Source organism: Desulfosporosinus paludis (assembly GCF_045689965.1).
Classification (GTDB): Bacteria; Bacillota; Desulfitobacteriia; order Desulfitobacteriales; family Desulfitobacteriaceae; genus Desulfosporosinus; species Desulfosporosinus paludis.
The window spans coordinates 5198265-5214239 of sequence record NZ_CP144211.1; the positions used below are offsets into that span (position 1 = coordinate 5198265).

General features: G+C 39.1%; 17 protein-coding genes, 2 pseudogenes and 1 riboswitch. Of the genes and pseudogenes, 14 read left to right on the forward strand and 5 right to left on the reverse strand.

All coding sequences use genetic code 11. From position 1 onward, the window contains the following. Positions 1–333: 333 nt before the first annotated feature. Positions 334–540 carry a small, acid-soluble spore protein, alpha/beta type gene (locus VZF35_RS25695; protein ID WP_407309407.1) on the reverse strand — a complete coding sequence of 69 codons (207 nt, stop codon included), beginning with the start codon at positions 538–540 and terminating at the stop codon, positions 334–336. A gap of 423 nt (positions 541–963) precedes the next feature. Here VZF35_RS25695 and spo0A point away from each other — a divergent pair, with 423 nt between their 5' ends. The 4 genes and pseudogenes from spo0A (at position 964) to VZF35_RS25715 (ending at position 3227) form a co-directional block, all read left to right on the forward strand. Then, a complete protein-coding gene (spo0A, locus tag VZF35_RS25700) occupies positions 964–1761 on the forward strand; it encodes a sporulation transcription factor Spo0A (protein WP_407309409.1) in 798 nt (265 codons plus the stop codon). A 299-nt stretch (positions 1762–2060) separates the two neighbouring features. Continuing rightward, the gene (locus VZF35_RS25705) at positions 2061–2381 is read left to right on the forward strand and encodes a hypothetical protein (protein ID WP_407309411.1); all 321 of its coding nucleotides are present in this window, start codon (positions 2061–2063) and stop codon (positions 2379–2381) included. Positions 2382–2637: 256 nt separating this feature from the next. Further along, positions 2638–2868: pseudogene (locus tag VZF35_RS25710) on the forward strand (DUF2164 domain-containing protein). A 92-nt stretch (positions 2869–2960) separates the two neighbouring features. Beyond that, the gene (locus VZF35_RS25715; RefSeq protein WP_407309413.1) at positions 2961–3227 is read left to right on the forward strand and encodes a hypothetical protein; all 267 of its coding nucleotides are present in this window, start codon (positions 2961–2963) and stop codon (positions 3225–3227) included. Positions 3228–3250: 23 nt separating this feature from the next. Here VZF35_RS25715 and VZF35_RS25720 read toward each other — a convergent pair whose 3' ends face one another. Beyond that, entirely contained in the window at positions 3251–3409 is a 159-nt protein-coding gene (locus tag VZF35_RS25720) for a hypothetical protein (protein WP_407309415.1), read from the reverse strand. A 343-nt stretch (positions 3410–3752) separates the two neighbouring features. Beyond that, positions 3753–4430, reverse strand: coding sequence for a C40 family peptidase (locus VZF35_RS25725; RefSeq protein WP_407309417.1), 678 nt, complete (start codon positions 4428–4430; stop codon positions 3753–3755). A 196-nt stretch (positions 4431–4626) separates the two neighbouring features. Between VZF35_RS25725 and VZF35_RS25730 the strand changes: the two genes are divergently transcribed. Further along, positions 4627–4800, forward strand: a complete 174-nt coding sequence (locus VZF35_RS25730) for a hypothetical protein (RefSeq protein WP_407309419.1) — start codon at positions 4627–4629, stop codon at positions 4798–4800. 207 nt (positions 4801–5007) lie between these two features. After that, on the forward strand, positions 5008–5232 hold the full coding sequence (locus tag VZF35_RS25735) for a hypothetical protein (RefSeq protein ID WP_407309421.1): 225 nt from the start codon (positions 5008–5010) through the stop codon (positions 5230–5232). Positions 5233–5257: 25 nt separating this feature from the next. Here the strand turns inward: VZF35_RS25735 and VZF35_RS25740 are convergent, their stop codons facing one another. Beyond that, positions 5258–5983: a C40 family peptidase gene (locus tag VZF35_RS25740; protein ID WP_407309423.1), complete on the reverse strand. Its 726-nt coding sequence runs from the start codon at positions 5981–5983 to the stop codon at positions 5258–5260. A gap of 3 nt (positions 5984–5986) precedes the next feature. Continuing rightward, positions 5987–6123: riboswitch (cyclic di-AMP (ydaO/yuaA leader) on the reverse strand. Positions 6124–6364: 241 nt separating this feature from the next. Here VZF35_RS25740 and VZF35_RS25745 point away from each other — a divergent pair. From VZF35_RS25745 to VZF35_RS25780, 8 genes and pseudogenes are all read left to right on the forward strand, one after another. Beyond that, positions 6365–7264 carry a VanW family protein gene (locus tag VZF35_RS25745; protein ID WP_407309425.1) on the forward strand — a complete coding sequence of 300 codons (900 nt, stop codon included), beginning with the start codon at positions 6365–6367 and terminating at the stop codon, positions 7262–7264. A 268-nt stretch (positions 7265–7532) separates the two neighbouring features. Further along, positions 7533–8765, forward strand: a complete 1233-nt coding sequence (locus VZF35_RS25750; RefSeq protein ID WP_407309427.1) for a D-alanyl-D-alanine carboxypeptidase family protein — start codon at positions 7533–7535, stop codon at positions 8763–8765. 514 nt (positions 8766–9279) lie between these two features. After that, positions 9280–10110: pseudogene (locus VZF35_RS25755) on the forward strand (S1C family serine protease); the annotation flags it as partial. A gap of 257 nt (positions 10111–10367) precedes the next feature. Next, entirely contained in the window at positions 10368–10742 is a 375-nt protein-coding gene (locus VZF35_RS25760) for an iron chaperone (protein ID WP_407309429.1), read from the forward strand. Between the two features lie 137 nt (positions 10743–10879). Beyond that, positions 10880–11209 (forward strand): ArsR/SmtB family transcription factor, encoded by a 330-nt coding sequence (locus tag VZF35_RS25765; RefSeq protein ID WP_407309431.1) that lies wholly within the window; start codon positions 10880–10882, stop codon positions 11207–11209. 56 nt (positions 11210–11265) lie between these two features. Beyond that, the gene (gene hgcA, locus VZF35_RS25770; protein WP_407309433.1) at positions 11266–12279 is read left to right on the forward strand and encodes a mercury methylation corrinoid protein HgcA; all 1014 of its coding nucleotides are present in this window, start codon (positions 11266–11268) and stop codon (positions 12277–12279) included. 11 nt (positions 12280–12290) lie between these two features. Next, on the forward strand, positions 12291–12590 hold the full coding sequence (hgcB, locus tag VZF35_RS25775) for a mercury methylation ferredoxin HgcB (RefSeq protein WP_407309435.1): 300 nt from the start codon (positions 12291–12293) through the stop codon (positions 12588–12590). Between the two features lie 358 nt (positions 12591–12948). Continuing rightward, positions 12949–14472 carry an efflux RND transporter periplasmic adaptor subunit gene (locus VZF35_RS25780; protein WP_407309437.1) on the forward strand — a complete coding sequence of 508 codons (1524 nt, stop codon included), beginning with the start codon at positions 12949–12951 and terminating at the stop codon, positions 14470–14472. Between the two features lie 57 nt (positions 14473–14529). On the opposite strand, the gene VZF35_RS25785 is transcribed toward VZF35_RS25780, so the two are convergent. After that, entirely contained in the window at positions 14530–15900 is a 1371-nt protein-coding gene (locus VZF35_RS25785; protein ID WP_407309439.1) for an MATE family efflux transporter, read from the reverse strand. Positions 15901–15975: the final 75 nt, after the last annotated feature.

Here is a 15975-nt window from a genome sequence, read left to right on the forward strand (position 1 = left end):
CTCTTGCCTGGTCGTATGAATACTTGAAAAACCCCAGTTTATTCTGAAAAACTGCGGTAAAATAGTAGCTAGAGTGCACCAACACCCGAGATCAGAGATTAGAAATTAGAAAACAATACCCATGGCAATAAGCATAAGAATTGCAACAACTACTATAGCTACGCCAGCGCCAAATATCAACATCTGCACATCCCCCTTTTCCATATATTACATAATATTCCCGCTTCAGCTATCTGATACAAATGGAAAAGGAGGGGATGATAAAAGGCTCCCTTAGTAAATTAACTAAGGAAGCCTTTCTATATGAAGCTGATTTAACTTAACTTGCAGTAATTATAGTCTGCTGCCGCCTTTAAGATGCTCTTCTGCAAATTGAATCATACGTTTCGTCATTTGGCCGCCTACAGAACCGTTTTCACGACTTGTGCGGTCACCGCCAAGTTGAACTCCCATTTCGTTGGCTACCTCATACTTAAATTGATCCAATTGCTGCGAAGCTCCTTGAACTGCTGGTGTATTTGTGTTGCGTTCTCCTGCCATAAATTTGTGCCCCCTTTTCGAATTAAGTAATAGATTCTGAATTTATTTTAACCAGATAATCGTTCTTAACTCCTGGAAATGTTATCAAGATAAAGATCTTTACCATTCCTCATAGTTTAAGAGAAGTGGGGGACCTGATGAATAGATTAAATTCGAGTAAAATTTCTCTAGTCTTTTAACTTTCGCTCATATTTTTGACCGAGGTTACATTCTTAAAAACAAGTGAGGAATTTGCGATAAAAATAAATCTTACAATAACCCAAAGTATCTATAGGGCAAGCTTTCCGTGCCTATTAAGCGATCCTTAACTATTCCCTTGTTTATTACGATTTCGACATGCTCTATAACGTATAATAGGAAATACTGGCGAGGCATTAGAAGAAAAATGCAGACCGGAATATATAAAAGGGCGGGAAATCAAGAATGAATAACCAGGTAAAAATTGTCGTAGCTGATGATAACCAGAGTTTCTGTAAATTATTACAAAAATTTCTTCAAGCTCAAGAAGATTTCCAGATAGTAGGTATAGCTTATAATGGATTGGAAGCTTGGGAATTAATCAAATCACAAGAGCCGGATTTAGTGATACTTGATCAAATAATGCCTAATTTAGACGGGCTAGGTATATTGGAACGTATTAATAATCATACAACTATGAAACGACCCAAAATAATTATGCAGACGGCTTTCGGTCAGGAATTTCTTACTCACGAAGCTATATTACATGGTGTGGATTACTTTATTCTTAAACCTTTCGATTTGGAAGTTTTACGAAACCGAATCTGTTCCTTGACTCAAGAGATGTCTTCAGTAACAGCGACGCAAATCCCCAAAACCTCTCCCGCCGCTATGACACAGAATAGAGACGTCAATTTAAATGTGGATGTAACCAAGGTTATGCACCAAATTGGTATTCCAGCCCATGTTAAAGGATATCATTACATTCGCGAAGCAATTCAAATGGTTGTAGAGGATGTATCCTTATTAGGAGCAGTTACCAAAGAACTCTATCCATTAATCGCGAAAAAATTCAATTCGGCACCTAATAGAGTAGAACGAGGAATTCGTCATGCGATCGGCCTTGCATGGGATCGCGGACAGAAAGAAACTCTTAAGCGAATTTTCGGGTATTCTATAAACATCGAGCTCCAGAAACCGACGAACTCAGAGTTTATTGCACTTCTTGCTGATAACTTTAGAGTCATGAGTAAAGTAAGTTAGTCGTAGTTTGCGGAATTTTACATGTTAGTCGATTAATTATTTGTAGTTTGGGTTTTGATTCTCTCTCTCAGATAAAGCTATGAACGAACTTTAGTTCGTTTATGGCTTTTTGCGTTTATAATTGTTATCTTGACTGCTGAAAAAATTTTCAAGGATGCACCATAGTGAATGAAAATACAGCAAGCCATAGTGCCAGGGGGGCAACTGACTAATGAACTTTTATTAAACGGTTATAATAATGGTAACATTGATTAATCTAATAAGGTTACTTAATTGCATCTTAGTAAGGGGGACATAGAATGTATACTCTTAATGCGCAGCAGCAGCATGATGTGCTTAATTCTTTTCGGCAGGTTGTTGACAAGCAGAATTCAGATTTAATCAGCGAGGATTTGTACAATCATTTAAATCTAAACTGCAATTTCAACTCTCATTTCAGTTTGCAAGGATTTCGAGCCGCTTATAGCGGCGATCATTTCCAGGAATTTCTTGAGCATTTTGATCGAAACTCGCCGCATAGTCAGTGGCAAGAAGCACCTGAAATCAGCAGTAATTTTAAAGACTTAAATAAGGCTTTAATCGATTATTTTGAATCTCGAAACACAGAATCTATTCACTAACTATCTGTTCACTAATAAAAATGAAGTAATCTCGAATTTCAGGACCTGGAAAGCCATTTTTCAGTCCTGTTTTGTTTTAAATAAAGCATAATTCTCGGACAATAAAATGGTTTATAATCACTTAGTAAGAGGCAAACGGCAAAATAAGGAATCGATTTTTTCTGAGATCTTGAAGGAAATGCAAGAAGGAAGTGGAATGTTTGTAAGAGTAGAACTATTATTTCCTGAAGTGAATTATTAATTGGGAGGAAGGAATTTGAACGACAAAATAACATTAAATAAAGAAAAAAGACAGGATATGATTTTAGCCATACAAAGTTATTTCCTTAAAGAAAGAGACGAAGAACTTGGAGACTTAGCCTCAAGTTTGTTTCTGGACTTTATTATCGAAAAATTAGCAGTCGAGTTTTAAAATCAAGGTGTTTACGATTCCTACAAATTTATGAATTATAAACTTGAGGATCTGTTAGAAATTATTAAATATTGACATGAGAAGAAATGTTTAGGGTATAAATTCTCCATCGACCTAGCTAATTTGCGAACTCAGCAAAACACTAAACCTCACTGGGGGAAGCTAAAATGAACGAAGATGTAGCGGTAATTGAAGGAGTATACGACATTATTTTACCTGACGTGCCTGCATCTCTGCACAGATGGGGGAGAAAGGTGTGGCTACGTGACATTGAAGTTGGAGTTAAGGGGAAACTTTTATACTATGAAGATGGAGTTTGCAATGTCACAAGCCTTAGTAGGATTACAGATATTATAAAAACCCCGGATCATATAGAAATTTATACTCAAAGCAGTATCTACAAACTCAAGATTTTGCCTAGTGAACCGGATTAATTAAACCAATACCGCTCTGATTATTAAATTTTACCTTCTAAATCTTCCATCATTTTAATAATCGAGTATAAAGCGTTAAATCTGATATGATCTTCTTTCGAAGATCCATTGATTCCATTAACCTTTTCACACTCAAATTTTATTTTTTTCAATAACTCATTCCATATTTTTTCGTAATTCATACAACTCACTCCTTCATATCTTCCTAGATAATGTATATGCCGAGTTCGGATTTTTAAGATAGACGCATATTGAGCGTCAATGTCTACTACCATTTTTTCATTTTATGATTAAGTGTTTCTAATAACTGAATTTTTTATTCTGTCGTATTAAATCTGATCCTTACTCATATTTGAGTTCTTGAAGTCTATTTTTTAAACATCTACCATGAGTATGTACTCGTGTAATATAGGGTATTTACTTTAAAGAGCAACTGGGGATAAAATCACAGTTGCTCTTTACTTTATACTAAATCAGCAAGATTTTGCTTTTTAACTAAAAAGGCCACCCGTAGGTGGCCATGAACTAAAATACATTTTTACTTCCTAAGTATACCGATTCCCAATAGGGACCAATAGGGTAAATTGTTACTCCCTTAGAACTAGAAGCATTGATGAACTGATCATTTCCAATGTAAATACCAACATGATCTACTGTTCCATTTTGATCTATGGAGAAGAAGAGTAAGTCACCAGGCTGCAGGTCCTTGAAGTTTACAGAAGTTCCGACAGTGTATTGCTGGCTTGACACTCTGGGAAGAGTAATCCCATTTTGGGCAAAAACATACTGAACAAAACCTGAGCAATCAAATCCGGTGATTGGCGATTCGCCACCCCATTGGTAAGAGATACCAATGTATTTTTTAGCAGTGTCAATAATGGCGTTCGCTTTTACAGCATGTAGTTTCTCTGCATAAGCATCACTTAAAACGTTGGTTGTGTTTGTTCCGACGATGCCGTCCGCTTTTAAAGAGTTCGCTGATTGAAAAGCCACAACTCCTGCTTCGGTTTTAACTCCGAAAATACCATCCGTTGTACCAACATTATACCCAAGGTAATTCAGCTCGGTTTGCAATTGTACGACATTGGAACCCGTTGAACCGATTTTTAATACGTTATACACCTGGGATGCTTGGGCTGTCTGAACTAATCCAAGTACGAAAAAGGTCGCCAAAACAAATAAGATACCCACTCTCTTTGTCATAGAACAACTCCTTTGTAATTAATAAAGAAGAACCATTTTATGTGCTGAATTTAATTATACAAAAGAGAAGCAAATAAACTATGTGGAAATCATCTAAAAATTGTTTAAAAACTATTAAAAAATCTTTAAGGCGAATAATTATAGATCTTACTGATTATGCATTATTTCGGGCGTACTGATAATAGCGGTTGTACTTGTGGGTGGAAATATAGTCTATAATACCCGAAATGCCAAAGCATCTACCCCTAGTTATATCACAGGAACTGTAAGAATGGGTACCGTTGAAAAGTCCGTCAGCGCAACAGGAACAATCGAACCTATTAATCAATATAATCTGTCTTCGAACAGTGGGGGGAAATTACTGAGATGATGTTAAAGTTGGGGATCAAGTTAAATCCAGACAAGTTTTGGCAAAATTAGATTCAACTCAGGCTCAGCGGGAAGTGACCAAATCAAGCCCAATTAAAATTAAATCAACTCTACGCACCGCCTTCACAAGTTAATGTCTTGAATGCCCAAAGTGCAGTGCTTAAAGCCCAATCAAACGAGGCCAGCTCACTGAGCAATTTACAAACCCTTGAGAGTTATAGAAACTCGGCCACACTCAAGGCAGCAATTCAGAAACTCCAAGCGTGGTGTCAAACAGAAAACCATTATGCTTCAGTTTTTGATCGAAGCAGTTATCATAAGTATGCTGGACGGCATTATAGGCATTCTATTTGGAGCAGGAGGGTCTGAAACAATCACCCAGTACGTTGTTGCCACGACATTCAACGTGCTGGGTGATTTCCATTCCAGATAAATTTCCTTAGATGGGGCTGAGTTATTTAGGCGTACCTACGAGCACCAAGATAATGTTCGGTATAAAAGCTATTACTGAGGTTAGTGATCGTCACCCCAACACGGGGGTTATCGGCGTGAACAAAACGCCCTCCACCAATATAAATACCTACATGAGACGCTCCTTTAGAATAGGTCGAAAAGAATACTAAATCACCGGGCTGTAGCTCATTCTTGCTGATAGAAACCCCCGAAGCATATTGAGCATAGGAAGTGCGAGGAAGAGATACGCCAGATCCAGCGTAGATATACTGGGTAAATCCCGAGCAATCAAAACCTTTTCGAGATGTCCCCCCAAAAACGTAAGGTGTTCCCACTAAACTAACTGCATGATCAATGATATCAGAAGAATCATCGTTTCCGCGGGACACTTGTTCTTTGGGTTGGGTTTTAGCTGAAGCAGTTTGAGCTGTATGTACTGCTTGTGAACTACTGTTGGGAGAGTTTTTTACACTCTGTTCATTGTTTGTTTGAGATTGATTTGCTTCTTTTGTGGCTTCTATAACCTCAGGGTCGTTTATAGCCAGTTGGAGCTGGGGATGTAAGAATTGAGGATCGATAGTCGACTTAGAATAGTCAGTTAAAGCTGCTGGCATTGATAAAGTGTTTACGGGTAACGTTTGAGATGTTGATGGCACAAGTACATTACCTGCCAAAAGCATTCCGGAAAGAATAACTCCAGATAGGCGTGACAGGCTTGGGGACAAGTTCATTTTGTTTTCACCTTTCTTAGCTTACGAGGTTAGTTGACGGATTTGGGCAGGAAGGTATAAGCCCTACACGTTTTCACGTGATTCACCCCATAGGAAAATTCCCCCGCTCTAGTGTAACCTAGATTCAGCTTTATTTTTTATACATATTCATAAAGCTGAAATTCGACAATATGTGCGAATATCCTGCAAAATATTCTATGTAATATATGGAAAAAAACTGAATTTGAAGTAAATCGGCTTAGGCAAGCTCATAAAACATTACACAGCCAAAATGTAACATAACATACTAATTTTACGTTCTTTTTGCGCAATAATCTAAGACGCTATTGTAAAAAATATGAACTGAAAAGAGAAAAATTTTAATTACTGATACCGATCCCTTTGATCATTGATGTTTCAGAGAAAGATACAGAGGGAGTGAATAAAAGGTTGGAAAAATATCGTCATCGCAAGTTTTTTCTTGCAATAAGCCTGATTATTGCAGTTTCAGCCTCCTTTGAAACAACATTTGTCTCAAAATTAAGTTCTGCTTCCATTCCATCTATTCAGTACGGTATCAAGCAAACAGCCGATCAAAAATTGGTTAAACAAATTTCACTAACAAACATAACGGTTAATTCATCTCCAAAACAAGGACCCAAAGCTACAAAGACCTCAATTACTGCGAACGATATTATCGGTGAATTCAGCACAAAATTTAATGTTAAGGAAAAAAACCGTTCCATAAATTTAACCTTGGCGGCGAGAGCTCTCAATAACAAAGTAATATATCCTGGTAAGGTATTTTCTTTTAATAATATTGTAGGGGAACGAACTCTAAAAAACGGATATAAAGATGCCTATATCTTGAATAACAATCGATATATTCCTGCTCTTGGGGGAGGAATCTGCCAGGTTTCATCGACATTATATAATGCTGTACTATTGGCAGACTTACAGATTATCGAGCGTGTTCCTCATCAGGTGCCTATAATTTACGTCCCATTAGGACAAGATGCTACGGTGTATTATCCAAAAATAGATTTTAAGTTTAAGAATAATACCAGCAGCCCTATTTACATTCGTTCTAAAGTACAATCTGGCTTATTAACCCTTCAGATTTATGGTAAGAAAACAGGCAAAATAGTTCAAATAAAACCGCAAATTTTAAAAACTATTAGAGGTCGAGCAGGCTCGAAAGGGTACATTGTTAAAACGTGGAAGATTGTTAAGGACTCTCAAGGGAATGTGAATAAATCAATGCTTAGCCGTGATATCTATGCACCATTAAAGAAGAATTAATTATACAACAACCCCACAATAAGGCGAGTTGCTTCTGTAGAAAAGCAACTCGCCTTATCATATGTATATTAATGTTATTTATTCAGAACAGTAAACCACCCTGCTCAAGATTGCCCTTGACATTTTTGAGCAACAATTGTGGCCTTCAAGCGTGCCTCCTGGCTTTTGAAAAAATATGGCAGCAAATAAATATTGTTGTAAGATTGAACTTCTTGTAGAATAGAATTAGTTTCTATTATTTTTTCAAAAAAGAACTAGGAGGTTTCTCATGACTGTTTCTCCGAAGTTGAAGACTTCAAAGACTAAGTCTCCCAAATCAAAGGGTCCCCTTATTTTGTTCATAGTAATTTTGATTATTGTAGCCGGTATTGTACAGGTCAGTCGTCCCTATCCTGCGGCAGGGGTAAAACCGATATCTCAGGATATCACATTGCCTGGTCAATTGGCCGTTAGCTTTCCTGATCAAGGTGAATCAGCCGTAGGTACGGAAAACTTGGGTGTCGTTGCCTCAACCGATCAGCAAGGTTCTGTCCCCATCGCCAGCTTGACAAAAATGATGACAGCTTATTTAGTACTTAAAGAACATCCCTTGAAACCAGGGGAGGATGGCCCCAGTTTAACAATCAATGCGCAAGATGTAGCCGATTATCAGAATGGGGTCAAAAATGGTTATTCTGTTTTACCAGTTGCTCAAGGTGAAAGCCTGACTGAGAGACAACTTTTAGAAGGATTAATGTTACCGTCGGGAGATAATATTGCGACGACATTAGCGCGTTGGGTGTCTGGAACAGAGGCTGCTTTTGTAACAAAAATGAATGAAACAGCTAAATCTTTAAATATGAAGGATACTCACTATGACGATCCTAGTGGTGTGAGTACCACAACTGTAAGTAGTGCAGTTGATCAAATAAAAATAGCTCAGGCCGCAATGAATGATCCTGTTTTCCAAGAAATTGTTGCTATGCCACAAGCAACGCTCCCTGTATCTGGTACTGTCTATAACGTTAACTCAATGCTTGGGAAACATGGGGTCGTGGGCATCAAAACCGGATCAACTACCCCAGCCGGCGGTTGTTTTGTTTCGGCGACCCCCGTGGTGGTCGGTAAAGAAAAGCATTTTATCTTAGCAGCGGTGTTAGGCCAAAAAACTGTCCAATCCTTACAAAGCTCTCTTGAGGCTAACGTTCAAATCTTAGATCAAGTCCGGTCTCAGTTTAAGTTATATCCCATAACACCACCTGCAGCAGGATTTGGTCAAATAACGAGCGCTTGGAATTCTACAAGCGATTTGAAAACAAGTCAGCCCATCCAAGTCTTTGGATATCCTGGCATGAAGGTAGAACTTTCAATTACAAACCTCAAAACAGAGTTACCCATTAATGCGAATGAAAATGTTGCAACTCTAACCATCAACACAGGATCCCAAACTCAGACAGTAAAGCTTAACAGCGCGCAGCCAATAAAACCACCATCGATCCTGTGGAAGCTTATTAGATATTAGAAGATCGGTATAATTGCGGCAAGAACGTTTTATATGAGGAGGTGTTTTTTACACCTCCTTATTTTTATTGCCTTTAAGCAACTAATTTTGTCACTAAAAGCGGAAGGTGAATAGATCGACTTCAGTGCCTGAGAAGCAGATCTTTTCTAATTTCCAAACGTATTTAGAGTATAGTTTGGCTAATTTGTTGTATTTGTTTTTTACTTTTAACCTTGAGAGGAAATGCACAAATAATGTCGAATAATTATAAAAGTAGGAATGATGATAGGATATTTCCTAAGTAAAACATAATAGTAAAAGTTTATTTTTTAAGGCTTTCAACCTGATTTCATGATTCTGTTACGCAAATATGCCATCATCATCCACATTCGCAACATCATTATTTTGCTGCTGCAAAAGCGTAACGAAGAATGAAGGTGAAACGATGAGTTATCAGACGAATAACAAATACAAAGTCAGAATTTCTCGGGGAAGTTCCAAGGCATTTGTTGGGCGTCGGCGCCATATCAAGGTGATATCTGTACTTGCCACAGGGTTCGCAGGTGCACTTATAGGCGGCCTTCTATCAGCAGGAGTTGTTATCTCAGTATACACTAACAAAGTTCAAACAAAACCAACTCTTTCAACGATAGCGGAACAACAATCACCTAATTCTATCAATGTCGTCTATGATCCATCCAGCTATCCAGTTGTAGATATAGCAAAGAATGCCGGACCTGCCGTTGTAACAATTTGTAATTTTCAATCTGTCGTTAATCAAGACTCAGATCTTGGAGACAACGATCAGAGCAAAGGAAATAATTTGATACAAATGGGCAACGGTTCAGGGTTTATCATCGATGCCGATAAAGGTTATATAGTAACTAATAATCACGTCATCAAGGGCGCTCAAAAACTGTTAGTTTGTTTAGCCAATGGAAATCGCGTCTATGCGGACTTGGTGGGTTCTGATTCAAGTACTGACTTAGCTGTTATTAAGATAAGTAATACTAAAAACTTAACCGCTGTTGAACTTGGTGATTCTTCTAAATTGCAAGTTGGTGAACCAGTGATTGTTATTGGAAACCCTTGTGGAGAAGAGCTTGCAGGCTCTGTAACCACCGGAATTGTTTCCGCAACTAACCGGATTTTGCAGGGCGAGTCAAGTTTTAACTTAATTCAAACAGATGCAGCTATAAATCCCGGTAACAGCGGTGGACCTTTGCTTAATTATCATGGACAAGTGATCGGTATTAACTCTGCTAAATATTCACAAGCAGGCATAGAAGGCATTGGATTTGCTATACCAATCACCGATGCAATACCTATCATACAGCAATTGATCCAAAAAGGTTATGTTAGCCATATATTGGACTGAAACAATTACAAATTTAGATTCTTGCTTTAAAAATACCCTATCGAGTAGATGTTTTGATAGCTCTACCCTATAGGGTGTTTGTTTTAATCGGTAATTATTGGTAGTAAATAAAAGCATTGAACTAAGATCTTCTAAATTGAATTGCAGTTTAGGGGGAATATTAAAGGTAAGTCCTGTGACAAACGATTAACTTTACTTGAAATGAGTTTTACAGTAATTAAGAAACTTATACAAGGAGAATTATAATGGATGACAATAAGGCCTCTTTTAATTCAATAGATGAATATATTCTAAAATTTTCTCCTGACATCCAGGAAAAACTTCAAATGTTAAGAGACGTGATAAAAGAAGCGGCACCAGAAGCAAGCGAAAAGATAAGCTATCAAATGCCGGCATTTGTGTTGCATGGTAATCTCGTGTATTTCGCAGCGTTTAAAAATCACATTGGATTCTATCCGACTTCTAGCGGAATTGCTGCATTTAAGAATGAATTGTCCGAATATAAAGGAGGGAAAGGGACTATACAATTCCCTTTAGATAAACCATTGCCCTATGAACTAATAAGCAGGATCGTTAAATATAGAGTTACTGAGAATATGAGGCGCGCAAAAAGAAACTAGGTATTTGGAATAGGTTGATATCCTCTTTAAAAAAATAGGAGATAAACATAGACAATCATCTATGTATGGTATACTATGAATATAGATATTTATCTATTTAGAGTTGGTTCATTAACAAATGATATGGAGTGAATCTTTTGAACTATAGTTACGCAGACTATGTTTCCCTATTTAAGGCCCTAGCCGATCAGACTCGTCTCAAAATCGTTGATTTACTTTCCTCCGGCGAAATGTGCGCCTGTCAACTATTAGATAATTTTAATATTACTCAACCAACCTTGTCATATCATATGAAGATCTTATGCGATAGCGGCCTTGTTAAGGGGAGGCCTGAAGGACAATGGATGTATTATAGCAACAATAATGAGGTCATCGAAACTATCTCTGTCTATTTATCTGAAATTGGATTTAATCAAAACAAATGTAAGAGCAAGCAAGTCGATAGCTGTTGTGTGAGATGCAACTAGTTCAGAGTGTCCAACTTGGAAAAAACAATGTTAATGCTTGAATAGAGGGTGATATTATGATCGATATAAGCCTTAGTAGAGAAATAAAGATTCTAGAGACATCGACTCAATTAACAATGCAAGATATCTTCGGTACTTGGAAAGCCCGGTGGGGTATCAATAGAATGAATTATAAAGTTGAGCCTGGTCTCTACCGTATCGGAAAACCGGATAGTTCTTCACCCGTTCTGGTTACGGCAAATTATAAAATGAGCTTTGATACTCTAAGAAAAGAATTATCCAGTCTGGATGCCTGGATTCTAGTACTTGATACCAAAGGGATCAACGTATGGTGTGCTGCCGGTAAAGGTACATTTGGGACAAGAGAACTTATTGACCGTCTTTCCATCGTACAACTGGAAAAAGTTGTTTCTCACAGAACCTTGATATTACCGCAACTTGGCGCATCAGGGGTAAGTGCTCACGAAGTACAAAAGGATTCTGGGTTTAAAGTGCTCTATGGACCGGTTAAAGCAAAGGACATCAAAGGTTTTATACAATCAGGATTGAAAGCCAGTGCTGAAATGCGAACAGTCCGATTCAGTGCCTATGATCGGCTCGTTTTAACTCCGATAGAATTGGTGAGCACGGTCAAAATTTCCTTAATGATATTTGGAGTACTCTTTTTGTTAAATCTTATTGGATTAGGATCTTTTGGGCTCGTTGATGTCTATGCGTATATCGGTGCGGTAATATTCGGATGTGTCTTAACCCCAGTATTATTACCGTGGATTCCTGGCAGAGCCTTTGCGTGGAAAGGCTGGTTATTAGGGTTCATCTGGATTGTCGCCGTTAACCTACTTAACGGCTGGCCATATGCACCTCAATATAGTTTGTTAAGAGCTTTGAGTTATTTACTAATTATGCCCTCAATATCTGCTTTTCTCGCAATGAACTTTACGGGCTCCTCAACCTATACTTCTTTTTCTGGAGTTTTGAAAGAGATGAAACTAGCAATTCCTCCGATTGTTATCTCTATTTTCTTAGGAATCCTTCTTATTTTAGTCAGTAGCTTTATCACTAACAAATGAGGAGTTTTGATATGAAACACAAATATTTAAAAAACGTTTCTACGTTATCCATGAAGTCGGATAAGTGTACTGGCTGTGGGAAATGTCTTGAGGTATGCCCCCATAACGTTTTTCTGATGGACAACAAAAAATCCACAATTGCCTACAAGGATAATTGTATAGAATGCGGAGCTTGCGTCAAGAATTGTCCATTTAAGGCCTTAGAAGTTAAGCCGGGCGTTGGTTGTGCAGCTGCTATTATAAAAGGTTGGCTGACCGGTACAGAACCAAGCTGCGATTGTTCGGGGAACAGTGGAGGAAGCTGCTGCTGATCATCGATCCGAATCACTCTCTAACCAGAGTTTAGAAACTTAAAAGTTTCCAAGAGGAAAATTGATCATAACTAGTGAGTGTCAAGTGGAAAGCATCTCGTGGGAGATGCTTTTTTAATGCGTAATTTTCAGCCAACATTCAGTTATGATTCAGCCAAAATTCATTTTAATGTAGTATTTTGTATATACCAAGCAGACAGATCTACATAGCGAATAATGACTCATGCCATAAGAACGAAGAGCCTCCAAGAATGCTGTTTATTAATCAAAGCCCAAATATTAATCGTGAGAAATTTAACAGGAATTAATAGTTGCATGATCATTTCGTAGAACGGGTAAGTAAAAGGAGAGAAAGTGCATGAACAAAAAATGGAAAGCAATAGGGATAGTGGGCTTTCTCATCTGCCTGGGAGGAGGTTATTGGGGCTATAAACATTTCACAAATAAACCCGTCGTTACCTCGTATATCACATCCAAAGCAAAAATCGGAAATGTTAAAAAAGTAATCACGGCCACTGGAACGATTAATTATCCACACGCTATAACCCTAACTTTTCCAACAAGCGGAAATTCTTCGACAGCTGGAAAGATCGTCGAACTCAACGTCAAGGAGGGAGATACCGTTACAGCAGGTCAAATTCTTGCCAAGATAGATGAAACGAAGTTAAAAACGTCGGTATTACAAGCACAGGCCAATGTAACCTCAGCAGTGGCAAAACTCCAAAACCTGAACGATTCATTCAACGACAAAACCCGTGCTGAAGCTCAGGCTGCATTGGCCAGAGCACAACAGAGTTTAACATCTGCTAAACAAAATGTGGATCCTAGCTATTTAGCGAACCAAGTCACACTGGTTAATCAGAGTGTGAAAGAGGCTAGTGATAATTTAGCTAAGGTGCAGCAGAGTGGAACATCGTCTATCCAATCAGCTCAAACTGCTCTGAATCAGGCCATGGATTCTTTAACACTTGCTGAGAATCTTCAAAATGGAGGGGCTGCTAAAGCCTTAGTTGCCGCACAGGCCGATGTAACATCTGCTGAATATCAAGTGGAGCAACAAGCCCAAGGTCCAAATGCAGCGGATATTCACTCAGCTCAAGCGGATATTCAAATAGCCCAGGCTCAACTGGCCTGTGCCCAGGCGGATTTAAATAATGCTGCAATTGTTGCACCGGTGGATGCTGTGGTTGTCAGCTGCCCTCTTGAACTGGGCCAGGATTCAGACTCTAATTCGATTATTACGATTACTCCTACAGAGGATAAGCTTGAAGTTGATGCCTCGATAGATCAGTCGGATATCTCGCAGTGTAAAGTGGGACAAAAAGTAGATATTACCCTTGATTCGTATCCGAATCAGCGTATCAGTGGGACAGTGAACTCTGTTGCTTTACAAGGCGCAACGACTCAGAACATCACGACATATGAAGTCAAGGCGACAGTCGATCAAAATAGTGACTTGCTCCGAGCGGGTATGAATGCCAATGTAAATATCATAACCGCTCAAGTTACTGATGTTTTAACAGTTCCCAGCGAAGCGCTTAAAAGCGAAGGCAATCAAATTGGTATTACGGTCCCCGGAAGTTCAGACACTAAAGCAGGGCAATCAAATTCTACGGATCAAATGAGCCCCAAATCAGGTAATGCCGCTGAAGTAAGCAGCGATACAGAGAATGCAATGGCAAATGTTCGCTTTATTCCAGTCGAGACCGGTCTGGATGATGGAACGAATGTGCAAATCAAGAGTGGTCTAGAAGATGGGCAAGAAGTCATCACTGGAACCAATTCAAGCAGCACGACAAGTAAATCCAATTCTAGTTCGGGATTCAGTTTGGGTGTCGGTGGTGGCCCCAATCCTGGTGACGGTGGCCCTCCACCGAATTAAAGACCCATTGCAACTTTCGTACTTACGAACAACGTGTCCCACGAGTCAGTTAGTCTGTTAAGTCTTCTGTGAACGAAGGTGCTCATCTTTCATGGAAGGGCTTTTCCGAAAATGAGCCCAGAGACATAGTCCAATCAGGCTGGCCAGGATTTCCGATACCGACATAGACCAAATCACTCCATCAAGTCCCCAAAAAACATTTCCAGTGATCATGATGGGAATTAACAAAACTCCCTGTACCATCGACATAACTGTCGCTTCTTTTTCCCGGCCGATACCTTGAAAGACCCCGGTAAACAGTCCAGAATAGCTGGTGAAGAGGGAGGATATCAGCAATGCTGCTAAAATAACGACTCCAACTTTGATAACCTGCGTGTCTAGGGTGAAAAGTCCGATCACCTGTGTGCGGAAAATCAACACAGTTGCAGAGATAGCAAGTACTAAAATAGTGATATAAATCGCAGTGGTCTTAATGATGCTCGTCATTCTGCGGATATTTCCCGCGGTATAGGAGTACGCGACAAGCGGCACAATACCCATAAACAACCCCATCCCGATAAAATCGGAAAGCTGCACGATCCTCTGGGAAATGCCAAAGGCAGCAACCGCATAATCACCGTAACGGGCAGAAAAGTTATTGAGCAAAAGAGCGGAAACGATTAAGAATAAATCCATGATCATGGCAGAGACCCCAATTTTGAAGATTTCTCCGATCATTCCTCGATTGGGCATGAACGCATTGATAGAAACGGTCAGAGTCGTGCTTTCCTTCTGCAGGTAAACTACATAGTAGATCACTGCACAAAGGTTGCCCAGAACGGTGGCCAAAGCCGCTCCTGCCACTCCCAGGTGACAAGCAAAGATTAAAATGGGGTCGAAAAGGATGTTGATTATGACACTGACAGTCATTCCGTACATAGATTCCTTGGAAGCGCCTTCTGCTCGGACGACTTGACCCAAGGCAAAATTGGCAATTACAGCTGGGCTGCCGATTAAAGTAGCCAGGATAAAATTCCGGGTTGGAAGCACGGTGTCACCCTTCGCCCCTAATAGCTGCAAAAGGGGATGGAGGAAGGGAATGCAAAGAATAATAAACAGCAATCCGGCTAGCAAACTGAAATAAAAAGTTATGGAAGAAACTAGTTTTGCTTCTTTCAATTTCTTTTCACCCAGAAGCCGGGAAATATATGTGCCTCCTCCAGTACCGAACAGATTGCCGATAGCCATTAAAATCGTTGTAAAGGGCAGCGCTAGAGCAATCGCCGACATCATCGGCGTTTGATTCAGTTTCCCGATAAAAAAAGCATCGATAATGTTATAAACTACGCTTAGACACATTCCCAGCATCATCGGCAAGGACATGTGTGAAATGGCTTTCCAGATAGGGGCATCTTCAAAGTAATAGTTGCTTGAATCGAATTGTTCCATTAAATAACCCTCCTTAAATTGATCAGATTAACTGGAATCAGTTGATATAGCCTGAGGAAATTAGTTAGAATTCTA